Origin of the sequence: Tenacibaculum mesophilum, assembly GCF_003867075.1 — a bacterium.
Lineage (GTDB): Bacteria > Bacteroidota > Bacteroidia > Flavobacteriales > Flavobacteriaceae > Polaribacter > Polaribacter mesophilus.
Window position 1 is genome coordinate 1,468,568 of the sequence record NZ_CP032544.1, and the last position, 23,184, is coordinate 1,491,751.

Below are 23,184 nucleotides of genomic sequence, written 5' to 3' on the forward strand. Positions count from 1 at the left end.
TCAACTTATTATAAAGAAGTACTATCAATTTTATACCAATAGTAATTGGTTCCATCAAAACCACATTGTATCGTTATAGAAGAGTTAATTCCTAACAAGGATATACCTAATGAACTTAATCCAGACCCTTTTATAGAGCCACCTCCTATTATATTTAAATTTAAAGCTACTGAAAGTCCTATTAATAAGCCATTACCTGCTCTGTTTACAATCACCAATTTATTTCCTAGGTTACTATTATTGGGAGTTGGTATTGTTATATCTTCACCTAACCCGAGATTTAGTAATCCTGTTTGTTCAATAATTACTGTACCATCTGAATTAGTAATAGTTGTGGTGCTGGTAGGGTTCTTAACAACTCTTATACTATTTAATCTTGCTAAGTAAGAATTAATGTTTGCAATATTTGTTTGATTTGTTGTTGCTAAAGTATTATTTCCTGCTACATTTCCTGCTAAAGAAGAAGCTCCTATATCTACAGTTCCTCCGTTTACTAAACTAATGGTATTCCCACTTAAACTTAAATCTTGCGTGTCTGAATTTACAACACTCCATGTTATTCCATCACTAGTTTTATATAATATTCCTGAAGCTGTATCCGTATAAACTTGACCAGCAACACCTGTAACTGTTCCATTAGGGTTTCCCACCCCTGATAAAGTAGTATCCTGTCCTGCAGCTCCTGTATCTCCTTTTAATGAAGTGATAAAGTCAGCTTCAGTTCCACTGTTTCCAGCGTCTAACCAAACTTGATAGGCTGATTTTCCGTCTACTCCGTTGGTTCCATTCGTTCCCGCAGCTCCTGTATCTCCTTTTAATGAAGTAATAAAGTCGGCTTCAGTTCCACTGTTTCCAGCATCTAACCAAACTTGATAGGCGGATTTCCCGTCTGCCCCATTGGTTCCATTCGTTCCTCCGGCTCCAGTATCTCCTTTTAAAGAAAGGATAAAGTCAGCTTCAGTTCCACTGTTTCCAGCATCCAACCAAACTTGATACGCGGATTTCCCGTCTACTCCATTCGTTCCCGCAGCTCCGGTATCTCCTTTTAATGAAGTAATAAAGTCGGCTTCAGTTCCACTGTTTCCAGCATCTAACCAAACTTGATAGGCTGATTTTCCGTCTGTCCCATTGGTTCCATTCGTTCCCGCGGCTCCTGTATCTCCTTTTAATGAAGTGATAAAATCGGCTTCAGTTCCACTGTTTCCTGCATCTAACCAAACTTGATACGCAGATTTTCCGTCTACTCCGTTCGTTCCATTCGTTCCCGCAGCTCCAGTGTCTCCTTTTAATGAAGTGATAAAATCGGCTTCGGTACCACTGTTTCCAGCATCCAACCAAACTTGATAGGCTGATTTTCCGTCTACTCCGTTGGTTCCATTCGTTCCCGCAGCTCCAGTGTCTCCTTTTAATGAAGTGATAAAGTCGGCTTCGGTGCCACTGTTTCCAGCATCTAACCAAACTTGATAGGCGGATTTTCCGTCTACTCCATTCGTTCCTGCAGCTCCGGTATCTCCTTTTAATGAAGTGATAAAGTCAGCTTCGGTGCCACTGTTTCCAGCGTCTAACCAAACTTGATAGGCGGATTTTCCGTCTGTCCCATTGGTTCCTGCAGCTCCAGTGTCTCCTTTTAATGAAGTAATAAAGTCGGCTTCAGTACCACTGTTTCCAGCGTCTAACCAAACTTGATACGCAGATTTTCCGTCTACTCCATTCGTTCCTGCAGCTCCGGTATCTCCTTTTAATGAAGTGATAAAGTCAGCTTCGGTGCCACTGTTTCCAGCATCCAACCAAACTTGATAGGCAGATTTTCCGTCTGCCCCATTGGTTCCATTCGTTCCCGCAGCTCCTGTATCTCCTTTTAATGAAGTGATAAAGTCAGCTTCAGTTCCACTGTTTCCAGCGTCTAACCAAACTTGATAGGCAGATTTTCCGTCTGATCCATTGGTTCCATTCGTTCCCGCAGCTCCGGTATCTCCTTTTAAAGAGAGGATAAAGTCGGCTTCAGTTCCACTGTTTCCAGCATCCAACCAAACTTGATACGCAGATTTCCCGTCTGCCCCATTGGTTCCATTCGTTCCCGCAGCTCCAGTATCTCCTTTTAAAGAGAGGATAAAGTCGGCTTCAGTTCCACTGTTTCCAGCGTCTAACCAAACTTGATAGGCGGATTTTCCGTCTACTCCATTCGTTCCCGCAGCTCCAGTGTCTCCTTTTAATGATGTGATAAAGTCAGCTTCGGTACCACTGTTTCCAGCATCCAACCAAACTTGATACGCAGATTTCCCGTCTGCCCCATTGGTTCCATTCGCTCCCGCAGCTCCAGTGTCTCCTTTTAATGAAGTGATAAAGTCGGCTTCAGTTCCACTGTTTCCAGCATCTAACCAAACTTGATACGCAGATTTCCCGTCTGCCCCATTGGTTCCATTCGTTCCCGCAGCTCCAGTGTCTCCTTTTAATGAAGTGATAAAGTCAGCTTCGGTACCACTGTTTCCAGCATCCAACCAAACTTGATACGCAGATTTCCCGTCTACTCCATTCGTTCCATTCGTTCCCGCAGCTCCAGTGTCTCCTTTTAATGAAGTGATAAAGTCGGCTTCAGTTCCACTGTTTCCAGCGTCTAACCAAACTTGATAGGCGGATTTTCCGTCTACTCCATTCGTTCCCGCAGCTCCAGTGTCTCCTTTTAATGAAGTGATAAAGTCGGCTTCGGTACCACTGTTTCCAGCATCTAACCAAACTTGATACGCAGATTTCCCGTCTACTCCATTCGTTCCCGCAGCTCCGGTATCTCCTTTTAAAGAGAGGATAAAGTCGGCTTCGGTTCCACTGTTTCCAGCATCCAACCAAACTTGATAGGCGGATTTTCCGTCTGCCCCATTGGTTCCATTCGTTCCCGCAGCTCCGGTATCTCCTTTTAATGAAGTGATAAAGTCGGCTTCGGTTCCACTGTTTCCAGCGTCCAACCAAACTTGATACGCTGATTTTCCGTCTACTCCATTTGTTCCCGCAGCTCCAGTGTCTCCTTTTAATGATGTGATAAAGTCGGCTTCAGTTCCACTGTTTCCTGCATCTAACCAAACTTGATACGCAGATTTTCCGTCTGCCCCATTGGTTCCATTCGTTCCCGCAGCTCCTGTATCTCCTTTTAATGAAGTGATAAAGTCGGTTTCAGTTCCACTGTTTCCAGCATCTAACCAAACTTGATAGGCTGATTTTCCGTCTACTCCGTTCGTTCCATTCGTTCCCGCAGCTCCTGTATCTCCTTTTAATGAAGTGATAAAGTCGGCTTCGGTTCCACTGTTTCCAGCATCCAACCAAACTTGATAGGCGGATTTTCCGTCTACTCCGTTCGTTCCATTCGTTCCCGCAGCTCCAGTGTCTCCTTTTAATGAAGTGATAAAGTCGGCTTCGGTTCCACTGTTTCCAGCATCCAACCAAACTTGATACGCAGATTTTCCGTCTGTCCCATTGGTTCCATTCGTTCCCGCAGCTCCTGTATCTCCTTTTAATGAAGTGATAAAGTCGGCTTCGGTTCCACTGTTTCCAGCATCCAACCAAACTTGATAGGCGGATTTTCCGTCTGCCCCATTGGTTCCATTCGTTCCCGCAGCTCCGGTATCTCCTTTTAATGAAGTGATAAAGTCGGCTTCGGTTCCACTGTTTCCAGCGTCCAACCAAACTTGATACGCTGATTTTCCGTCTACTCCATTTGTTCCCGCAGCTCCAGTGTCTCCTTTTAATGATGTGATAAAGTCGGCTTCAGTTCCACTGTTTCCAGCGTCTAACCAAACTTGATACGCAGATTTTCCGTCTACTCCATTCGTTCCTGCAGCTCCAGTGTCTCCTTTTAATGATGTGATAAAGTCGGCTTCGGTTCCACTGTTTCCAGCGTCTAACCAAACTTGATACGCAGATTTTCCGTCTACTCCGTTCGTTCCTGCCGCTCCGGCATCTCCTTTTAATGAAGTGATAAAGTCGGCTTCGGTTCCACTGTTTCCAGCGTCTAACCAAACTTGATAGGCTGATTTTCCGTCTACTCCGTTCGTTCCTGCCGCTCCGGTATCTCCTTTTAATGAAGTGATAAAGTCAGCTTCAGTTCCACTGTTTCCAGCGTCTAACCAAACTTGATACGCAGATTTTCCGTCTACTCCGTTCGTTCCTGCCGCTCCGGCATCTCCTTTTAATGAAGTGATAAAGTCGGCTTCGGTTCCACTGTTTCCAGCGTCTAACCAAACTTGATACGCTGATTTTCCGTCTGCCCCATTGGTTCCATTCGTTCCCGCAGCTCCGGTATCTCCTTTTAATGAAGTGATAAAGTCGGCTTCAGTTCCGCTGTTTCCAGCATCCAACCATGTTTGATACGCGGATTTTCCGTCTACTCCATTTGTTCCCGCAGCTCCAGTGTCTCCTTTTAATGATGTGATAAAGTCGGCTTCAGTTCCACTGTTTCCAGCGTCTAACCAAACTTGATACGCTGATTTTCCGTCTACTCCATTCGTTCCTGCAGCTCCAGTGTCTCCTTTTAATGATGTGATAAAGTCGGCTTCGGTTCCACTGTTTCCAGCGTCCAACCAAACTTGATACGCTGATTTTCCGTTTGCCCCATTGGTTCCATTCGTTCCCGCAGCTCCAGTGTCTCCTTTTAATGAAGTGATAAAGTCGGCTTCGGTTCCACTGTTTCCTGCATCTAACCAAACTTGATACGCAGATTTTCCGTCTGCCCCATTGGTTCCATTCGTTCCCGCAGCTCCTGTATCTCCTTTTAATGAAGTGATAAAGTCGGTTTCAGTTCCACTGTTTCCAGCATCTAACCAAACTTGATAGGCTGATTTTCCGTCTACTCCGTTCGTTCCATTCGTTCCCGCAGCTCCTGTATCTCCTTTTAATGAAGTGATAAAGTCGGCTTCGGTTCCACTGTTTCCAGCATCCAACCAAACTTGATAGGCGGATTTTCCGTCTACTCCGTTCGTTCCATTCGTTCCCGCAGCTCCAGTGTCTCCTTTTAATGAAGTGATAAAGTCGGCTTCGGTTCCACTGTTTCCAGCATCCAACCAAACTTGATACGCAGATTTTCCGTCTGTCCCATTGGTTCCATTCGTTCCAGCAGCTCCGGTATCTCCTTTTAAAGAGAGGATAAAGTCGGCTTCAGTTCCACTGTTTCCAGCATCTAACCAAACTTGATAGGCTGATTTTCCGTCTGGTCCTGACGATGCAACTGAACTCCATAAACTACCATCAGAGCTATAAACATCTCCGGAATTAGTATCTACATATAAAACTCCTGTAACAGGATCTACAGAGTTATTAATAGGTGATCCTATACCAGTTAATAACTCATTCTCTTGCAAAAGAGATGATAAATCGACTGATTTAGAACTTGCATTTTCCAACTCAAGAGTAAGAATATTAGAGCTATTTAAGAAGAATTTTTCTATTTGTTGATTATCTACTTGTGTAGTAATCAGGTTTGAGACCGTGGTTATATCTACTAATTGTTCCCATAGCACTCCATTCCAATAATAAAATCCTTTTCCAGAATTTTTATTAGTGTTATAAACTAATAAACTTTCTTTAATTGTATTATTATTTACTGGTAATGATGTACTTAAATCATTAATATTTAATCTAGGTATTAATAAGCCTCTGGAATCTGATTTAATATCTAACTGAGCAGATAGACTAGGTGTTAAGGTTCCAATGCCTACTTGAGCAATAGTAGCTGTGCTTAAAACTAAAAGTACGAGGGTAGCTAATTTTTTCATTATTTACTTTGTTTGGGTGGGACTTCTTGATTATCATGTATAATATTTTATTAAATTGACTTTATTTTTTCTTAAGTATGATTAAATGCTTTTACTAGCACTGTATTAATAGTTAAAAGGTGACACCTGTAAAAAAACACTTAAAGTAAACTGATTTACAATACTCTAACCTCTTACAATTTAATAAAAAAAAATAATTTAGGTAAATATTACTTTTACTCTTTTTAATTATCAGGTAAATTTCCCTTAAGAAATAACTCTTTTGAATAAAGAAATAATTGAACTTTTAAGTAGCTTAATAATTATAAAAATAGAAGTATTAATGAGTCGTCCTAAAATAGGTTGCCTATTAAAAAATATAATTTAAACCAGATAAACTAGTTTATCTTATTTTTTGTTGTGTATAAAATTAAGTGTTTTCATATTCAAACCCACGTGTGGTCTTAGATTATTCTAAATATTTATTGACTTTTTAATGAGTTTTTCTAATTCCTTTTCTCTCTTACATTTATAAATTAAGGATTAATGTTTCAAAATTGCATTAATCCCTTCTGTTAAAGTATTTTGACGACAGTCGTATCCGTATAATCATTTATGATTGTATTCCTTTTCCAAGAACTTTACATCAATAACTAAGCATTTTTTCTCTATCTAAGAAAATGATTAGTCATTATTTTTTTACTTGATATATCAAATAAAATTATATCTTTACTTGATATATCAAACAAAATGAATTTTAATACACCAACCACCACAGTACTATACTCTATTGAGGAAGCTATAAAAGCATACCGCAAATTAAGTCAACATAATATCTCAGAAGTTGTACCTAGTATTACTGTAGATCAGGGTTTGATTTTATTATTACTTGAAAATAATGACAAGTCACAAACTGAAATTGCCGATTTAATTTTTAAAGACTACGCTTCAATGACACGAATTGTAAAATTGATGATAAAGAAAGATTATCTGATAAAATTTACAGACAATGAAGACAAACGAAAAGCTAAATTAGAAATTACAGAAAAAGGAAAAGAAATTATCAAGAAACTAAAGCCTGTAATACAAAAAAATAGAAAAACTGCCTTAAATACCATTTCTATTAAAGAGCTAGAACAGCTTTATAAAACCTTAAAAAAAATAACTAAAAATTGTAATCATTAAAATGAAAAAATTAACCTACTTACTTGTACTTATAATAACTTTTTCTTGTACTAATAAAAAACCTACTACTTTTAAAAGTCCAAAAATAACTCAAATTGTAAATTATTTAGATTCTTTAGATAGATTTAGTGGAGCTATTTTAATTGCTAAAAACAATAACATTTTATTCAAAAAAGCATACGGTTACGCCCACATAGGTCATAAGATTAAAAATAATACAGAAACAAAATTCAATCAAGGTTCTATTGGTAAGTCATTTACTGCTGTAGCCATATTACAGTTAATACAAGAAGGAAAATTATCACTTCAAGACAATATCGGAAAGTTTATTCCAAATTACCCTAATAAAACTGTTAGAGATTCTGTTACAATAGCTCACCTTTTAACACATACAAGTGGACTAACTCATTTTTTTGTTAGGAAATCTTTCATTGAAGGATCAAAAGATTTATATAGGTTTTCAAAAGATTTTAGCTCTCTTTATGAAAATGAACCAATGGAGTACAAGCCAGGTGAAACATTTTCATATCGTAATACCAATTACGTTATACTTGGTAGAATTATTGAAGCCATATCTGGTAAAGAATACAATACTTATTTAGAAGATAATATCTATTCTAAAGCTTCTATGAAAAATACTGATAATTATCACTTGGATCATCCTATTGAAAATGCCGCTGAAGGTTATACCGTTTCTGATATTTATCCAAATAAACTAAAAATAAACTTTCACACGTATCCCGTAAGAGGTGGTGCTCATGGGGCGGATATACCACCTTAGATGATTTGTATAAGTTTTCTAATGCTTTGAAAGACTATAAACTACTTAATAAAGAATACACTAAACTATTCACTACTCCTTTAAAAAAAGACAGTTACTATGGTTATGGAATGCAATTTCCAAACCCAAAAGAAGGTAATATATATGGTCATAGTGGAGGACATTATGGTGTGGGTAGCGAATGGCGAGTTTATAAACAAGAAGGATATACTGTAATAATTCTTGCAAATAAAGATGCCAATAAAGGCTTTTTAGATGTACGCTATTTTATAGAAAAAACTATTTCTGGAAACACTCCCAAACTAGACAATTACTTTTTTACCAAAAAGGTAATTAAAACCTATTTAAATAGTGGCTTTAAAAAAGCTAAAGCCATGATTAAGGGCTCTAAATTTAAGCTTTCAGAAATTGAGCTAAATACTAAAGGTTATGAAATGATTAAAAGAGGTTTTTATGAAAAAGCTATTGACTTATTTACACTTGAAGTATTTTTTTTTCCCGAATCATATGACGCATACGACTCTTTAGGAGAAGCATATATGAAAGATGGACAAATAAGAAAAGCTATAAAAAATTATCAAAAGAGTTTAGAAATAAACCCTGAGAACTTAAATGGAAAGGAGAAGTTACGCGAATTATTGGCTATGAATAATTAGCCATAACAAAAACTCCGCCTTTCAGCGGAGTTTTTATTTTTATTCTTCTTCATCGTTAAATGAAGAATTCTTCTTTGCTTTTTTACTACCTTCATACAGTTCGTACTTTACAAAACGGCAATCTAAATCTGCATTTTTAAGCGGTATTCTTTTCGACGTTCGTAACCCTACAAACTTTAACGCTTGAATATCCGACGTAATTAACCACGCAGTTGAATTTGGATAGTTATTCTTTAAGGTGTCTCCTATTTTTCTGTAAAATTCTTCTACATCAATATTTAAACGCTCTCCATAAGGCGGATTGAACAAAATTGTAGTTTTACCAAATACTTCTTTTTTAGAATTGAAAAAGTTTACGTGATGTACTCCTATAAACTCATCCAAATTAGCATTGATAATATTTTGCTGCGCTTTTCTAACTGCCGATGGAGCCTTATCAAACCCCATAATTTTGAAATGAGAACTTCGTATTTTCTTTAATAACGAATCTTGAATAACAAAGTATAAATCTTCATCATAATCCTTCCAGTTTTCAAAAGCAAAGTGCTTACGGTTGATATTTGCAGGAATTTGATTCGCAATCATTGCAGCTTCAATCAAAATAGTTCCTGAACCACACATCGGGTCAATAAAATTTTCTTCCCCTTTATATCCTGAAAGTAAAATTAATCCTGCTGCCAATACCTCATTAATCGGAGCAATATTCGTAGCACTTCGGTATCCACGTTTGTGTAACGATTCACCTGATGAGTCTAACGAAATAGTTAGCCATTCTTTGTGAATATGTACATGAACTTTTACATCTGGATATTTTAAATCTACATTCGGACGCTTTTTATACTTATGCATAAAATAATCAGCAATGGCATCCTTTGATTTTAAGCTAATATAATGTGAATTTGAAGTAAAGTTTTTTGAATTTACTACCGAACCTATCGCAAACGTTCCATCAACATCCAAAAAACGTTCCCATTTTACACGTTGAATTGCTTCGTATAAATCTTCTTCATCAAAAATTTTACTGCGTTTAATTGGTTTTAAAATACGAATAGCAGTACGTAAAGCTATATTTGCTTTGTACATAAAACCTTTATCACCTCTAAAAGTAACACTCCTTACTCCTTCTTTCACTTCCATTGCTCCTAGTTGACGTAACTCATCTGCCAAAACACCTTCTAAACCTGCCATGGTTATGGCGGTCATTTTAAAATCTTTTTCCATGTAACTGTAAAATTTCATTGCAAAAGTACAGCTAATTTTGGGTTGTTATGAATCTTTTCTACTTTGAATGTAAAAAACGTAAGTTTTGCGTATTTTTGCAGACCTTTATAATTATGAATACAACAGATTGGTTTACTTCGTGGTTTAACACACCATACTATCATATTTTATACAAGCATAGAAACGATGCCGATGCACAGTTTTTTATGCGTAATATCACTTCTTTCTTACAACTGCCTAAGTTAAGTCGTATTGCTGATTTACCCTGTGGAAAAGGACGTCATGCAGTATACTTAAACTCGTTAGGATATGACGTTGTGGGTGGTGATTTAAGTAAAAATAGTATTAAACATGCCAAACAGTTTGAGAATGACACGCTTCATTTTGAAGTTTGGGATATGCGAGAGCCTATTGAAAGTAAATATGATGCTATATTTAATCTCTTTACTAGTTTTGGTTATTTTGAAGATGATAACGAAGACATTGCTGTTTTAAAAAGTATTAAAAACGGATTAAAAGAAAACGGTGTATTTGTCTTGGACTTTTTAAATGTTGAAAAAGTAAAAAATACACTTATAAAAGAAGAAATAAAAACTATTGATGGTATTGAGTTTAATATTAAAAAAGAAATTAAAGACGGATTTATATTAAAACATATTTCTTTTACAGCTGAAGGAAAATCACACTCGTATACAGAGCGTGTAAAATTTTTAACTTTAGAAAAACTACAATCATATTTTAATAGTGTCAATTTACAAATAACACATGTTTTTGGCGATTACAGTCTTAATGAGTTTAATTCACAATCTTCTGATCGCTTAATTATTGTTGCTAAATGAGTTACTTTTTACTAATTGTCTCTGTTTTAGTAGGTGTTTTATTCGTTTTTACACTAAAACCTAGTAAAACCTTCGTTCGCTTATTATTAGCATTTAGTGGCGCTTATTTACTTTCAGTAACTATCTTACATTTATTGCCAGAAGTATATCTCTACACTAATAACACAAGATTAGTTGGTATTTTAATTTTAGTGGGAATCATCATTCAATCGGTATTAGAGTCTTTTTCTAAAGGTGCTGAACACGGACATATACATTTACATTCTGACTCGTCTAAGTTTCCTTGGTTATTATTTATTAGTTTGTGTGTACACGCTTTTTCAGAAGGATTACCTATTCATCATGCAGATGACAACTTATTATGGGCTATTGTTGTACACAAAATTCCTATTGCAATAGTTTTAACTACCTTCTTATTACATGCTAAGTATTCTAAAAAAACAGTCTTTTTATTTTTAACCTTATTTGCATTAATGAGTCCCTTAGGTATTTTAGTATCTAACAACGTTCTTTTAGTAAAACAATACCATACAGAAATTACAGCTTTAATAGTTGGAGTGTTTTTACATATTTCAACCATCATTCTTTTTGAAAGCACGGAAAACCATAAATTCAACTACCAAAAGTTTGCTGCTATTATTTTAGGAATATTGTTAACTATCTTCTCTATGCACCAACCCCATTGAGAAAGCAGGTAAACAAACTGCTAAATACTCACAGGGTTCTGTAAATGGGTTAGAATATTGAACACGTGTCTTTTTTTCAATTTTAATCGATTGTCCTGCTTCTAACACCACAATTTCACCATCAATATTAAATTGCTTTTTTCCTTTGATTATATAAGTATATTCTTCAAATTCTGGTGTTTGAAAAGGCTCACTCCAGCCTGGAGGTGCTATCATGTATGCTATACTTACTTTTGAATTTCCATCAGTAGCATTTCCAAAATGCTCTTCAATTAATTTTCCATCAGTCGTTGGTACTACAAACGGGCTTTTTTGAATCTTATATTTTTTACTCATAAGTATTCTATTTATTATTATTTTTAGATTGGACTCAAATAACTTTTCGATTTATAGCTTAAAATTGTCTGTTCTTAAAATATATAAAAACACTTGAAAGAAATTTTCTTAGTATGCAAAATAAATTTAATAGATAATTTAGCGATAAATCTTTTATAAATAACAATAACTAAAATAAAAAACTGTGTGTTAAATTATCAATCATAATATTACAATGTATTAATAATAAATAAAAAATAGAGTTAACTAAAACTGAAATGTTTGAAGATAAGTAAAATGAAACTTCTCTTTTGTTAAAGTTTTTGGACACCCTGTTATAATTACAATTTTACAACACTTATTTAAAATTAATTCTTGTGCCTGTCGAGATTTAGTTAACAAGGTTGGGTTGGTTCAACCTTCAGCCTCACAACATTTAAAAGAACTAAAACAATTAGGTTTAATTAAAGAAATTATAGAAGGGAATGAGCATTTCTTACCATATTCATAAAGAAAACTCCTGCTAAAAATTATCTTTATTAATTCATATTATCTCAATAAACCTATATAATAATAAAACCATCACAAGTAAGCTTAGCATTATAGGAATTAAATAAATATGGGATACCTGTGAAGAAGGTATTTATAATGATTTTTTTGTTATTCATGAGGATGGGAAACTACAACGCTTTTTCCTGTATTTGCTGAAACTTTGAAAAACTCAGGTTTTTAAATAAAGATAATTTCAAAAAAAATGAAAATCCTGTTTACGATATTAAGTATACTACCAACCACCAACAAAGGGTATAGAGCAAATGGTGAACGACACCCTCATAGTTGGACTATTGTTGACAAAAACGACTTGATAAACTGGATATTGACAAAATAAATACTGATTATAGCAATTATTACAAGACTTCCTCGATTACTTCTTTTAACTTAATTGGATTCTTATAATATTAATATGTTTACAAGCTCTAGTAACAACTTCATCATTAACAATTAGAACTTCACACAGAGAGTACTTTGACTCTCTATTCTTATAAATTTTCAAAAAAACAGATACTAAAAGTGCTAAAATCTTACTACTTTACACAACTAAAGTCTAGATTAAACGTATCTTTAAACTTTAATCGCAAATAATATTAATATGAATTTAAGAGGAGTTGTTTTTTTTATTTTTATACTCTCAAACTATTTGGCTTTTGCTAATGATACAATTATAAAATACCTACTTTTTACACCTCAAAAAATATCTATTAAGAAAAATACTATTGCTGTAGAACAAGCACAAATAATGTTTTTAGATAATTTTTTAAAAACAAGTAATAATGAAGCCTTTACAGGTAAACATATTATACAAACTAACAGAGGAAATTTTAAAGTTTGTTTTGAAATAGATAATAGTCTTCCAAATATAGATGCATATGAGCTAGAACTTAAAGCTTCAGAAATTAATTTATCTGCTAAAAATATAAGTGCTTTACGTTATGGTAAACAAACTTTAAACCAATTAATATCTTACGCTAAAGATAAGCACAACTCATTGCCTACCCTTAAAATTAGTGATTGGGCTGATTTTGAAAAGAGAGGTTACATGTTAGATATAAGTCGGAACAAAGTACCTAAAATGGAAAGTTTATATCAGTTAATAGATCAATTAGCAATATGGCGAATTAACGAGTTACAACTTTATACAGAACATACTTTTGCTTATCGTAATCATCCCATTGTATGGAAAAATGCGAGTCCGCTTACAGCCAGCCAAATTCAACAACTCGATTTTTATTGTTTAAAAAAAGGAATAGATTTAGTACCTAACCAAAATTCTTTTGGACATATGGAAAATTGGTTAAAACATGATGAATACTTAAGTTTAAGTGAGTGTGAAACCAATTGTAAAACAAAATGGGGTAATAAAAAAAGGACTGCCCTCGCCCCTACAAACCCTGAATCATTTAAATTAATACAAGAGTTATATGCAGAGCTTTTACCCAACTTTTCTAGCAATTATGCTAATATAGGAGGTGATGAAACTTTAGAGTTAGGTTTAGGTAAATCAAAATCATTATGCGACTCTATTGGTAAAGGAAAAGTATATTTAAATTTTTTAAAAAAGTTAAACACTGAGATTATAAAAAATGGAAAAAAAACTCAGTTTTGGGGTGATATTGTACTAAATCATCCTAAATTAATAAAGGATATTCCTAAAAATATGACTGCTTTAGTTTGGGGTTACGATGCTACTTATCCTTTCGATAAAAATTTAGCTAAATTCCATAAAGCTAACTTAAATTTTTACGTGTGCCCTGGTACGTCTAGTTGGCGTTCTGAAATTGGTAGAAACGCCAATGCCTTTATAAATCTTAAAAAAGCTGCAGTAGCAGGAAAAAAATATAAAGCCAAAGGTTATCTCATAACAGATTGGGGAGATTTTGGGCATTTTCAACCAAAATCTGTCAGTTATCCCTCCTTAATTTTAGGAGCTAATTATGCATGGAATTACTCTGATAAAACAGAAAAAAATTTAGCCTTTCTTTTAAACAAGTTTGTATTTAAAGATGCTACAGGTTATGCTGCCAAAGCTGTCTTAACTTTAGGAAATTCTTACTTAAAAGCTAAAATACCTGAAGGAAATGCTAACGCTTTTCATTTAATGATTAGACGATTTAGATGGACTATAAAAGGACATTACCAAACCAAACATATTACCAAAAGTGGTTTATTAGCTTCTAAAGTTGAAATTAAAAAAGGACTCGCATTATTACATAAAGCACAACCAACAGCTTTAGATTCTTTAATCGTTATTAAAGAACTAGAACAAGCTTCTAAACTGGCTCTTTTTGGAATTGATTTAGGTTTAGCAAGATTAACAGCTAAAAATACGGCTACAAAAAATATTCCACAGAAAAAAAGAAAGGAATTAGCTTCTGAACTTACAACTTTAATAGAAAACCATAAAACAATTTGGTTACTTAGAAACCGAAAAGGAGGGCTACAAGATTCTACCGAAAAACTAGAAGACTTACTAAATTATTTAAAAGGATGACAGAAAAACAAAAAATGCTAAATGGTGACTACTATAATTCAAGAGATCCTGAATTAATTAAAGTTTACCACAAAGCCAGAAAGTTATTAAAAGAATATAATTTCTTAAATTCAGAGTTAACACTAGAACGAGATAGAATTTTATCTGAACTCTTTGCTTCAAAAGGTAATGGAGTTTGGATAGAAACGCCTTTTTTTTGTGATTATGGTGAAAATATTTCTATAGGAGAAAATACTTTTATAAACACTAACTGTATGTTTTTAGACAATAATAAAATTACCATTGGTAAAAATTGTTTAATAGCTCCTTATGTACAAATTTATACCGCTACACACCCCATAAAAGCTTCTGATCGTATTATTAACTCCAATAACACAACTCATTATCTAACTTCAACCAAACCAGTAACTATTGGAGATAATGTTTGGATTGGTGGTAATTCTATAATTTTTCCTGGAGTATCTATTGGAAATAATGTAACTATTGGTGCTGGTAGTACTGTTACTAAAAACATCCCCAGTGATGTGCTGGCTTTCGGCAACCCATGTGAAATAAGAAAAAAGTTAGATAGTTAACTATTAAAAAATAAAGAAGTTTATTCCTTAATATATTACGAAATCAATATTTTCAATATCTGATCCTCTAAAAGCTCCAGTAATACTATCTTCTAATTTTTGAGGTAAAGTTACCTTTTTTAACTTTTTGCTATCCTTAAAGGAGTCGCTCCCTAAGGTTGTTATGTGCTCTGGAATTGTAAGTTCTTCAAAATTATTTTCAGCAAAACAATCATTACATAATTTAGTGACCGATTTTGGTAAATCTATACTCGTAAGTGCATTTCCTACAAAGCAAAACATATGAATTGTTGTTAATGATCCTTTTATAATGAGTTTTTCAATTTTATTTCTTCCAAAAGCTCCACCTCTTATTTCTGTAACTTTTGACGGTATAACTAACTCTTTAATTTCATTTTTATAAAAGGCATCCTCGTCTATATATTCTAAAAATTTTGGTAAGATTACTGCTTTGAGCCCTTTATCATCAAAAGCCTCCCTTAATATATACGTTACAGGTTTATTGTTTATATAGTCGGGCATCACAACACTTGTTGATTGTCCTATATAATCTAAAATTGCAATACCTCCGTTGAACTCTCTAAAAGAATACTCTTCATTTTTTAAAATCGTAACCTGCTCTTTCATTCTGTTTATTTTGTTTTATTGATAATTACAAATACTAAAATTATATAGAAGAAAGTGATTTTTGAAAAGTAATTTGTTTTCGTTGCTATTGTTTTTATATTCGTTTCAAAAAATATTGTTTTATAGTATGAAAAAACTGCTCACAACAATATTTCTTATAATTTAAATTTTTCTTTTAGTTAATCCAGGAATCAGGCTCTGTAATAACTGATAGTAAAACAAAGAAAAAAATCCGGTATGTAAGTTATTTAAATAGTTTAAGTAAAACACCGACACATTGTTAAAAAAGAAATAATAAACTTTTATCTATGAATAAAATTGAAATAGCAAAAAAATATATAATGCATCTCCAAAACGGAAACATAAAAGAGATTATTAGTTTATTTAATAGTAATGGGATTGTTGAATCACCTATTTATGGAATAAGAAAAGCCGACGAATTTTATCTTGAATTAAATAATGACACTTCTAACTCTGAACTTTTCATAAAAGGAATTTTTGAACAAAATAACTCTAATAATTTAGCACTCTACTTTACTTACAAATGGACTTTAAAGAATAATAAAAAAGTAGAATTTGATGTTGTTGATATTATTGAGTTTGATTCTGAGTACAAAATAATGAAACTAAAAATAATTTATGACACAGTGACTTCTAGAAAATTTGTCAATGAATTAAAAAAATAAAAACTATGAAATGAATACTATGATTTGCGGAATTGGAACGTCTAAAATTTTAAGTACTGAAATAGAAATAGTAAAGTACCCCTTTAAACCTTCATTAGTATTTCCTAATAAAAAAATTAAAGCTTGTGAAATAGACGCTATATGCTACCAATCTTATCCTCCTTTAATCAAAATTAAGGATGAAGTAATTTTTATCCAAAAAGAAAAAGCTGAACTTTTAAAAAGTTTTGTTAAAAAAAACAATATTACAACCTTTAAAGAGTCTAAAAACTGGAATTGGCTGTTAGAGCCTTACCTTGACACAGTTTATACACATGAAGATGATTTAAATATAATTAACTTGTTAAATACAAACGGTATTTCTACCCCTGAAATCTTGCAAATAAGAAATGAAGTAGGTAAACAAATGTATAAATACAATTTTAACACCATGCTTTGGAATTGGTTTAGCTTAGGGCTGCCTGATGTTTTAGCTGCAATGAGAGTAAAATATAGAGAAAAAGAGTTTGCTAACTTTTATAAAAGAGCAATGGAAATTGAGTTAAGAAAGCCCTATCTAATTAAATAGCACACCAAACTTTTAGGAACTAAATTAGTTAATACTATTTTCACGTAACATTAACACAATTAAATAGCACGCAATTTAATTGTAAGGTATTTTTGTGTTGTTATTTAAGTAAATTATGTCAGAACAATTAAAATTAAAAAATCAAGTATGTTTTCCTGTATATACACTTGCCAAGGAAATTATTAGTTTATACAGACCTTTATTAAAAGAGGTAGATTTAACCTATCCTCAATATTTAGTAATGATGGTTTTATGGGAAGAAGGCAATCAAAGTGTATCTGAAATTGGCACTAAACTAAACTTAGACAGTGGCACTCTTACTCCTTTATTAAAAAGACTAGAGCAAAAACACCTTATAGAAAGGAAAAGAGAAACCACCGATGAACGTGTTGTAAAAATTAACCTTACAGATAAAGGTAAAAGCATACACAAAAAAGCAACTTGTATTCCTGATCAAATGATGACTTCATTAAATGTTTCTACAGAAAAATTAATAGAGCTTAAAAACACAATAGAATATATTTTAAATCAAATTAATAAATAATGAAAACAATTTATAATATCAGCGCCAAAGCAACTGGTGGAAGAAATGGGCATGTAAAAAGTGAAAACGGAGTTTTAGAACTTGATGTTAGACACCCTAAAGCCCTTGGAGGCGCTAATGACGACTATCCAAATCCTGAAATGCTTTTTGCAGCAGGATATTCGGCTTGTTTTGACAGTGCATTAAACCTAGTTATTAAAAAATCTAAAATTAACACTGGTACAACTACCGTTAAAGCAACAGTAAGTATTGGCCAAATAGAAAATGGAGGCTTTGGACTTGCAGTAGCCTTAGATGTAAATATTCCTGAAGTTTCTTTAGAAGAAGCTAAAAATTTAACCGAAAAAGCACATCAAGTATGTCCTTATTCAAATGCTACAAGAGGAAATATTGAAGTAACATTAAATACAACAAATAATTAAATATTAATACAATGTCATTAATAGAAAACCTTAACTGGAGACATGCTGTAAAAGCTTTTGACCCAAATAAAAAAGTAAACGAAGAACATATTGAAAAAATTATAGAAGCTGCTAGATTAGCACCAACCTCATCAGGACTACAACAGTTTAGAGTCATTTCAATATCTAATCAGGAAGTTAAAGAAAAATTAGTACAAGGAGCCTTAAACCCTGACTCTATGAAAGACTGCTCACATGTATTAGTTTTTGCTGCTTGGGATAACTATACCGCAGAAAGAATAGATAAAGTATATGATTTTACTACTGATGAAAGAGGTTTACCTAGAGGAAGATTTAGCAGTTATACAGATATGCTTAAAAAAGCATATTTAAATCTTCCTAATGAAGTTAATTTTGCACATACCTCAAGACAAACTTATATTGCTTTAGGCTTAGCTCTAGCACAAGCAGCAGAGTTAAAAGTAGACACTTGTCCTGCTGAAGGATTTGACAATAAAGTGGTTGATAAAGTTTTAGAGTTAGATAAAATAGGCTTAAAAAGTGTATCATTGATGTACATTGGATATGCCGATGATGAAAAGGACTGGATTAAACCAATGAAAAAAGTTAGAATTCCTAGAGATGAGTTTGTTATTGATGTAAAATAGTACAGCAATAAACACCGTTTTATTAAAAAGTAAAACACTTAACTAAATGCTTTTCTTACAACTTTGCCTGTTTATAGAAAAGCATTTGTTTTTTATTAATATAAATTCCATACTTCATTTTACAATGAAATAAGATATAAAAACGCAATGTACTTTTACACTCAAATAAACACGTAAGTAACTATAAACACTTTAGAAAACACATTATTAATCTATTCAATAAAAAAAAACGTTCTTTTGTGCATCAATGTTTAGATTGGAGTGAAAGAAAACATCACATTGCAGGAGCATTAGGTGCTTCTCTTCTCAAAGCAATGATTAAAAAAGATTGGTTACGTAAAAAACCAAACTCTAGAGAAATTATTATTACCTCTTTTGGTAGAATAGAATTGAAAAATAAGTTAAATTTAGAGGTATAAAACATAATACTAACTTCTTTGAAAAAACTACTTTACTTACTTCTCTTTCTTCAACTTCCAGTTCAAGCACAACAAATATTATTCATTGGAAATAGTTTAACCTATATGAACAACATGCCTAAAATGTTGGAGTATATTGGTAAACAACATGGTGTTACTATTAAAACCAAGAGCTTATGTTACCCTAATTACGCTATTATTGATCATATTAACGAAGGAAAACTTCAAAAATTACTAGCTAAAAAACAATTCGATTATCTAATTATTCAACAAGGTCCTTCCTCACAAGCAGAAGGAAAAAGAATGCTAGTACAAGATGGAGCTACAATAAAAGCCTTTTGCGAGCAATATAACACCAAACTTGGTTACTTTATGGTATGGCCATCCGTTAGATATTACCATACTTTTGATAAAGTAATTGAAAATCACAAATCTGCCGCCAAACAAAATAATGCTTTGTTATTTCCTGTAGGTAATCTATGGAAAGAATACAATACTTATAAAGGCAAAGAGTCTTTATATAGCTTAGATAACTTTCATCCTTCAACAACTGGAAGTTTTGCAGCTGCCCTTACTATTTTTCATCAATTATATCCAACAAAAAACCTTCAACAACTCCCTTTTAAAAAGTATAAAAAATGGGTAGCTAATGAAGATTCTTTTAACTTGTTAGTTCAGTTAATAGAAAAGTATTAGGACTTCATACACTTTTTCAACACCTGTTCTGCCCTTTGTATATTAAATTTAGGATAAAATTTTTCTTTTATTTTTTCTTCCTTTCCTAGTTCAATGGCTCTTTTTACATTATTACAAAAAGGCTCTGTAGACTGCCCGAAAAAACGAGCTGCTCCCATATCTGACTCTGCTTTACTCAAAATAACTCTCGGATTATTAGGAGCTATTTTCAATGCTTTTTCATACAACGCCGCATTTTTCATAGACATCGTCATTCCATATTTCTGTCCATCAAAAGCCATATATGAAACATGTAATAATGCCTGTGTAATTAATATTTCAGGGTTTTCTGGTGAAATGGATTTTGCGATATCTAAAAACTCTTGTGCCTTATTTAATTTAGCTATTAACGTTGCTTCTTCTTTTATTTGAAAACTTTCTAAAATGTTAATCATTCCTGCGTAATAAGACGGCAACCAGTTGTCTTTTTCTGCTTTAGAAATACGTTCGAATAATTGAGCTGCTTCCGTTGTTTCATTTGCTCCCCATAACTCAAATGCCTTTGTCATTCCTTTTTCGTATTTACTTTGTGCTGAAACACTTATTGTAAATATTAATAGTACTAATGTGATTATTTTTTTCATCTTTTTAATCTTAATTGTTTTGTTTTTATTACTCTACAGGAAGTAGGATATCTTCAATACTCTATCAAGTAACTAATTCTTCTTTTGTTAATTTATATTAATTACTAATGATATGTCTTTATTTACCAAGAATTTGGCGTCTTTATATTTTGGAGGTCCCATAAATCCTTTTGCATCGTTAGAAACTCCTATTGGCTCTTTTGGTATTCCTATAAAGTTTGTATCCATTTTTTTATTATTATTTGTATCATGAAAGCAAGAAACCGCATATGTGCCTTTTGGAATATCGTGAAACTCAACCCTAGCCTTTTTATTAGTAATCTTTACGATCTCTCCCTTATACCCTTCTTTTAAAAAACTTTTCTCCGTATTGTATAATGCCACAAATAATGCACCTTTATCTGATTTTATCCCTTTAAAATCAATTGAAACTGTATGTGTATTTTGGGCTACCATAGCTGTTAAGCACCCAAATAAAATTATCATTGTTAAAATTGTTTTTTTCATCTGTCTCGTATTTATTTTAGATAATATTGATTATTATTTTGACTATTCAAATATCTTTTGATTTTCGTTAATTATATAAAAAAGAATACTGAATCGTTATTTTTAATTACTGAATTGTTGTTATAAGTTATTTAACTGGTTGTCCTTTTTATTATCACTAATCGTCCAAAAGAATCCTACGAAAAAGAAACTATCCGCTGATGGTATTATAGCTTGTCTATTAAAAGTCCCAGCTGGATTTGGTGTGTTTTTATAATTATATCCAAACACATTTTGTGTTCCTAAAACATTATTTACTGAGAAATACAAAATTTTTTGCTGACTAATTAAGTATGCCCAATTTAAGCTTACAGAATTATAATTTTTAGTTTTCTGATTCAGAAACCCACCTTTATTAGGGTTTGTATAACTTCGTCCAGATGCAAAATTATAACTCATTCCTACTTGACTTTTCCAATCTGCAATCCAATGTTTTGCTACGACTGATAAGTTGTGTTTTGATGCAAAGTTTGGTGTAGCTTTTACTGGGTAGTTTTTATAATCTCTTTCAGTATCTAAAAACGAATAGGAAACCCAATAATCTGTGCTTTTTACATTTTTATTATCTCTCCAAAAAATATCTATTCCTTTTGAATACCCTTCTCCTAAGTTTGAGAAATTTGAATAGGATAATGCTCTATCATTATCATATTTTACTAAATCTTGATACTTTTTATAATATCCTTCTATTCTTAAAATCTGTTTGTTTTTAACATACTGATAGTTTGCTATAAAATGAGAAGTATTCTCTGCTTTAAATTGCATGTTGAATTTTAAATATTCATTTTTCGGATTTTGATAAAAGCGTCCGTAAGCAAATGAAAACTGTGCATTTTCTCCTGGTTTATAAGCTATAGAAGCCCTTGGTGAAATGGTGAACTCATCTAACAATTCAGAGTTTTCCATGCGTACTCCTACTTTCGTTGCTAACTTTTTACTAAAAAAGATATCTGCTTCAATAAAACTTCCAAAGATATTATTGTCAACCCCATACGTAGTATTTCCATTCGTTTCACTGCTATAATCTTCAGAGAAATCGGTTATAAAATATTCTGCACCAAAATTCAGTTTAAATCGGTTTGAAAATCTCTTTTTCAACGTTGCCTTAACATGAGCTGAGTTTTCATTATCTACAACCTTATCATCCAATATGTTTATCTTTGAATTATCATTAGTAAACGATGCTCCTCCTGTAACTGTCCAGTTATTAGTTAAATGTTGTTTATAAGATCCATTGAAATACAAGTTTCTATTTTTCAACCCAAAACGAAATCCATCTTCATAATTAATATCCTCTTGAATCATATCAAAATCAGTATAACTATAAGCTCCGTACAACTTCAACAAAGACTCATTTTTAAATCTAAAACGATATACAGCTTCACCATTTAATGATTGCACTGGTTTATTCCAAGTATTCCTATCGGGAAATAATTTTTGATAGGGTGCTAAATTGATATAGGATGCGTTCACACTTAGTGAGTTTTTTCCAAATATCTGAGTGTTTCCTACTCCTAAACCAACTGTCATTAGTGAGATATCTGTCTTCTCTTTTACTGCTTCGTCATTCGTGTTTAGTAATAAAACACTTGACAATGCTTGACCGTATTCTGCTGAATATCCTCCTGTTGAAAACGTAATTCCTTTAAATAAAAACGGAGAAAATCGACCACGTGTAGGAATGTTACGTGCCGAAGGACTATACGGAGTAAACACTCGAGCTCCATCTATAAAAATTTGTGTTTCCTCCGCCTCACCTCCACGCACAAACAAACGTCCATCTTCACTAACCGAAGAAGTCCCTGGCAAGGTTTGCAAGGCTCCAACAAAATCTCCCAGTGCGCTTGCGGTGGTTACTACATCTAAAGGTTTTAACGCTGTTACTTTGGCATTATCTCCGGCTTCAAAAGTTCCAGCGTTTATAGTTACTGAATCCAACGTATTTACATCTTCACGAAGTATTATTTTTAAATTTTTAAACGTTGATACTTCAGCTGTTTTTATATAAGTTTCAAAAGAAATAAAAGACACTGTTAATGTTTGTTCTCCTTCTTCTGAAGTTGTAAAAGAGAAGTTTCCTTTTTCGTCAGACGAAGTTCCGTCATAAGTTCCCTCTAAATATACATTTGCTCCTTCAATAGGATTTCCTTTAGTATCAGTTACTTTTCCTTTAATAGTAGTTTGTGCAATTAATAATGTATGCGTTAAAAAACATACAATAAGTAATAAATGTTTCATTTTGTTCGTTTTTGACACCACAAAACTGCTTTCTTTTCAAACTTTAACAAAAAAAGAAATACTCAACTGTATAATTTTACAGATGAATTGTTTTGCAAATCAAAACTAAGATTACTTAACTCC

23 protein-coding genes are annotated in these 23,184 nt (G+C 32.9%); 16 read left to right on the plus strand and 7 right to left on the minus strand.

The features are described 5' to 3' along the window. Positions 1–8: 8 nt before the first annotated feature. Positions 9–5,759 (minus strand): beta strand repeat-containing protein, encoded by a 5,751-nt coding sequence (locus tag D6200_RS06700; RefSeq protein WP_125064388.1) that lies wholly within the window; start codon positions 5,757–5,759, stop codon positions 9–11. A 729-nt stretch (positions 5,760–6,488) separates the two neighbouring features. Here D6200_RS06700 and D6200_RS06705 point away from each other — a divergent pair. From D6200_RS06705 to D6200_RS15500, 3 genes are read left to right on the plus strand one after another with little or no spacing between them, the layout of a single operon-like run. After that, the gene (locus D6200_RS06705; RefSeq protein ID WP_053056741.1) at positions 6,489–6,923 is read left to right on the plus strand and encodes a MarR family winged helix-turn-helix transcriptional regulator; all 435 of its coding nucleotides are present in this window, start codon (positions 6,489–6,491) and stop codon (positions 6,921–6,923) included. Between the two features lies 1 nt (position 6,924). Continuing rightward, positions 6,925–7,704 carry a serine hydrolase domain-containing protein gene (locus D6200_RS06710; protein ID WP_073184438.1) on the plus strand — a complete coding sequence of 260 codons (780 nt, stop codon included), beginning with the start codon at positions 6,925–6,927 and terminating at the stop codon, positions 7,702–7,704. A 26-nt stretch (positions 7,705–7,730) separates the two neighbouring features. After that, positions 7,731–8,360 carry a tetratricopeptide repeat protein gene (locus D6200_RS15500; RefSeq protein WP_083574840.1) on the plus strand — a complete coding sequence of 210 codons (630 nt, stop codon included), beginning with the start codon at positions 7,731–7,733 and terminating at the stop codon, positions 8,358–8,360. A 39-nt stretch (positions 8,361–8,399) separates the two neighbouring features. Here the strand turns inward: D6200_RS15500 and D6200_RS06720 are convergent, their stop codons facing one another. Next, entirely contained in the window at positions 8,400–9,581 is a 1,182-nt protein-coding gene (locus D6200_RS06720; protein WP_047790156.1) for a THUMP domain-containing class I SAM-dependent RNA methyltransferase, read from the minus strand. A gap of 113 nt (positions 9,582–9,694) precedes the next feature. Between D6200_RS06720 and D6200_RS06725 the strand changes: the two genes are divergently transcribed. After that, on the plus strand, positions 9,695–10,420 hold the full coding sequence (locus D6200_RS06725; protein WP_047790155.1) for a class I SAM-dependent methyltransferase: 726 nt from the start codon (positions 9,695–9,697) through the stop codon (positions 10,418–10,420). Next, positions 10,417–11,106, plus strand: coding sequence for a ZIP family metal transporter (locus tag D6200_RS06730; protein WP_047790154.1), 690 nt, complete (start codon positions 10,417–10,419; stop codon positions 11,104–11,106). The genes D6200_RS06725 and D6200_RS06730 overlap by 4 nt, the downstream gene beginning before the upstream one ends. Here D6200_RS06730 and D6200_RS06735 read toward each other — a convergent pair. Continuing rightward, positions 11,074–11,442, minus strand: a complete 369-nt coding sequence (locus D6200_RS06735; protein ID WP_073184443.1) for a cupin domain-containing protein — start codon at positions 11,440–11,442, stop codon at positions 11,074–11,076. The genes D6200_RS06730 and D6200_RS06735 overlap by 33 nt on opposite strands. 346 nt (positions 11,443–11,788) lie before the next feature. Here D6200_RS06735 and D6200_RS15545 point away from each other — a divergent pair, with 346 nt between their 5' ends. The 4 genes from D6200_RS15545 to D6200_RS06750 all read left to right on the plus strand — a co-directional run bounded on the left by D6200_RS15545 (position 11,789) and on the right by D6200_RS06750 (position 15,045). After that, on the plus strand, positions 11,789–11,932 hold the full coding sequence (locus D6200_RS15545) for an ArsR/SmtB family transcription factor (RefSeq protein ID WP_317039793.1): 144 nt from the start codon (positions 11,789–11,791) through the stop codon (positions 11,930–11,932). A gap of 243 nt (positions 11,933–12,175) precedes the next feature. After that, on the plus strand, positions 12,176–12,310 hold the full coding sequence (locus D6200_RS15505) for a hypothetical protein (protein WP_262509483.1): 135 nt from the start codon (positions 12,176–12,178) through the stop codon (positions 12,308–12,310). Between the two features lie 261 nt (positions 12,311–12,571). Next, positions 12,572–14,470: a beta-N-acetylhexosaminidase gene (locus D6200_RS06745; RefSeq protein WP_073184445.1), complete on the plus strand. Its 1,899-nt coding sequence runs from the start codon at positions 12,572–12,574 to the stop codon at positions 14,468–14,470. Beyond that, complete coding sequence (locus D6200_RS06750; protein WP_073184447.1) at positions 14,467–15,045, plus strand: sugar O-acetyltransferase; 579 nt, start codon at positions 14,467–14,469, stop codon at positions 15,043–15,045. The genes D6200_RS06745 and D6200_RS06750 overlap by 4 nt, the downstream gene beginning before the upstream one ends. Before the next feature lie 27 nt (positions 15,046–15,072). Here the strand turns inward: D6200_RS06750 and D6200_RS06755 are convergent, their stop codons facing one another. Further along, a complete protein-coding gene (locus D6200_RS06755; protein ID WP_073184449.1) occupies positions 15,073–15,672 on the minus strand; it encodes a leucine-rich repeat domain-containing protein in 600 nt (199 codons plus the stop codon). A gap of 308 nt (positions 15,673–15,980) precedes the next feature. On the opposite strand from D6200_RS06755, the gene D6200_RS06760 reads away from it, so the two are divergent. The 7 genes from D6200_RS06760 (at position 15,981) to D6200_RS06790 (ending at position 19,654) form a co-directional block, all read left to right on the plus strand. Then, the gene (locus D6200_RS06760; RefSeq protein ID WP_073184452.1) at positions 15,981–16,358 is read left to right on the plus strand and encodes a hypothetical protein; all 378 of its coding nucleotides are present in this window, start codon (positions 15,981–15,983) and stop codon (positions 16,356–16,358) included. Between the two features lie 10 nt (positions 16,359–16,368). Further along, positions 16,369–16,926: a hypothetical protein gene (locus D6200_RS06765; protein ID WP_083574841.1), complete on the plus strand. Its 558-nt coding sequence runs from the start codon at positions 16,369–16,371 to the stop codon at positions 16,924–16,926. Between the two features lie 115 nt (positions 16,927–17,041). After that, positions 17,042–17,470, plus strand: coding sequence for a MarR family winged helix-turn-helix transcriptional regulator (locus tag D6200_RS06770; RefSeq protein WP_047790148.1), 429 nt, complete (start codon positions 17,042–17,044; stop codon positions 17,468–17,470). Further along, positions 17,470–17,892: an organic hydroperoxide resistance protein gene (locus D6200_RS06775; RefSeq protein ID WP_047790147.1), complete on the plus strand. Its 423-nt coding sequence runs from the start codon at positions 17,470–17,472 to the stop codon at positions 17,890–17,892. The genes D6200_RS06770 and D6200_RS06775 overlap by 1 nt, the downstream gene beginning before the upstream one ends. 11 nt (positions 17,893–17,903) lie before the next feature. Continuing rightward, positions 17,904–18,539, plus strand: coding sequence for a nitroreductase family protein (locus D6200_RS06780; protein ID WP_073184454.1), 636 nt, complete (start codon positions 17,904–17,906; stop codon positions 18,537–18,539). Between the two features lie 239 nt (positions 18,540–18,778). Further along, complete coding sequence (locus D6200_RS06785) at positions 18,779–18,958, plus strand: hypothetical protein (RefSeq protein ID WP_073184456.1); 180 nt, start codon at positions 18,779–18,781, stop codon at positions 18,956–18,958. Between the two features lie 18 nt (positions 18,959–18,976). Then, a complete protein-coding gene (locus tag D6200_RS06790; protein ID WP_073184458.1) occupies positions 18,977–19,654 on the plus strand; it encodes a hypothetical protein in 678 nt (225 codons plus the stop codon). Here the strand turns inward: D6200_RS06790 and D6200_RS06795 are convergent. The 3 genes from D6200_RS06795 to D6200_RS06805 all read right to left on the minus strand — a co-directional run bounded on the left by D6200_RS06795 (position 19,651) and on the right by D6200_RS06805 (position 23,061). Beyond that, the gene (locus D6200_RS06795) at positions 19,651–20,277 is read right to left on the minus strand and encodes a tetratricopeptide repeat protein (protein ID WP_073184460.1); all 627 of its coding nucleotides are present in this window, start codon (positions 20,275–20,277) and stop codon (positions 19,651–19,653) included. The genes D6200_RS06790 and D6200_RS06795 overlap by 4 nt on opposite strands. Before the next feature lie 87 nt (positions 20,278–20,364). Further along, positions 20,365–20,784 carry a DUF2141 domain-containing protein gene (locus tag D6200_RS06800; protein WP_082118675.1) on the minus strand — a complete coding sequence of 140 codons (420 nt, stop codon included), beginning with the start codon at positions 20,782–20,784 and terminating at the stop codon, positions 20,365–20,367. Between the two features lie 120 nt (positions 20,785–20,904). Continuing rightward, complete coding sequence (locus D6200_RS06805) at positions 20,905–23,061, minus strand: TonB-dependent receptor (RefSeq protein ID WP_073184463.1); 2,157 nt, start codon at positions 23,059–23,061, stop codon at positions 20,905–20,907. Positions 23,062–23,184 lie beyond the last annotated feature (123 nt).

Bases quoted from the DNA above. Each gene is read 5' to 3' on its own strand.
- D6200_RS06700 (WP_125064388.1), bottom strand. From the start codon at position 5,759: ATGAAAAAATTAGCTACCCTCGTACTTTTAGTTTTAAGCACAGCTACT.
- D6200_RS06705 (WP_053056741.1), top strand. From the start codon at position 6,489: ATGAATTTTAATACACCAACCACCACAGTACTATACTCTATTGAGGAA.
- D6200_RS06710 (WP_073184438.1), top strand. From the start codon at position 6,925: ATGAAAAAATTAACCTACTTACTTGTACTTATAATAACTTTTTCTTGT.
- D6200_RS06720 (WP_047790156.1), bottom strand. From the start codon at position 9,581: ATGGAAAAAGATTTTAAAATGACCGCCATAACCATGGCAGGTTTAGAA.
- D6200_RS06725 (WP_047790155.1), top strand. From the start codon at position 9,695: ATGAATACAACAGATTGGTTTACTTCGTGGTTTAACACACCATACTAT.
- D6200_RS06730 (WP_047790154.1), top strand. From the start codon at position 10,417: ATGAGTTACTTTTTACTAATTGTCTCTGTTTTAGTAGGTGTTTTATTC.
- D6200_RS06735 (WP_073184443.1), bottom strand. From the start codon at position 11,442: ATGAGTAAAAAATATAAGATTCAAAAAAGCCCGTTTGTAGTACCAACG.
- D6200_RS15505 (WP_262509483.1), top strand. From the start codon at position 12,176: ATGAAAATCCTGTTTACGATATTAAGTATACTACCAACCACCAACAAA.
- D6200_RS06745 (WP_073184445.1), top strand. From the start codon at position 12,572: ATGAATTTAAGAGGAGTTGTTTTTTTTATTTTTATACTCTCAAACTAT.
- D6200_RS06750 (WP_073184447.1), top strand. From the start codon at position 14,467: ATGACAGAAAAACAAAAAATGCTAAATGGTGACTACTATAATTCAAGA.
- D6200_RS06755 (WP_073184449.1), bottom strand. From the start codon at position 15,672: ATGAAAGAGCAGGTTACGATTTTAAAAAATGAAGAGTATTCTTTTAGA.
- D6200_RS06760 (WP_073184452.1), top strand. From the start codon at position 15,981: ATGAATAAAATTGAAATAGCAAAAAAATATATAATGCATCTCCAAAAC.
- D6200_RS06765 (WP_083574841.1), top strand. From the start codon at position 16,369: ATGAATACTATGATTTGCGGAATTGGAACGTCTAAAATTTTAAGTACT.
- D6200_RS06770 (WP_047790148.1), top strand. From the start codon at position 17,042: ATGTCAGAACAATTAAAATTAAAAAATCAAGTATGTTTTCCTGTATAT.
- D6200_RS06775 (WP_047790147.1), top strand. From the start codon at position 17,470: ATGAAAACAATTTATAATATCAGCGCCAAAGCAACTGGTGGAAGAAAT.
- D6200_RS06780 (WP_073184454.1), top strand. From the start codon at position 17,904: ATGTCATTAATAGAAAACCTTAACTGGAGACATGCTGTAAAAGCTTTT.
- D6200_RS06795 (WP_073184460.1), bottom strand. From the start codon at position 20,277: ATGAAAAAAATAATCACATTAGTACTATTAATATTTACAATAAGTGTT.
- D6200_RS06800 (WP_082118675.1), bottom strand. From the start codon at position 20,784: ATGAAAAAAACAATTTTAACAATGATAATTTTATTTGGGTGCTTAACA.
- D6200_RS06805 (WP_073184463.1), bottom strand. From the start codon at position 23,061: ATGAAACATTTATTACTTATTGTATGTTTTTTAACGCATACATTATTA.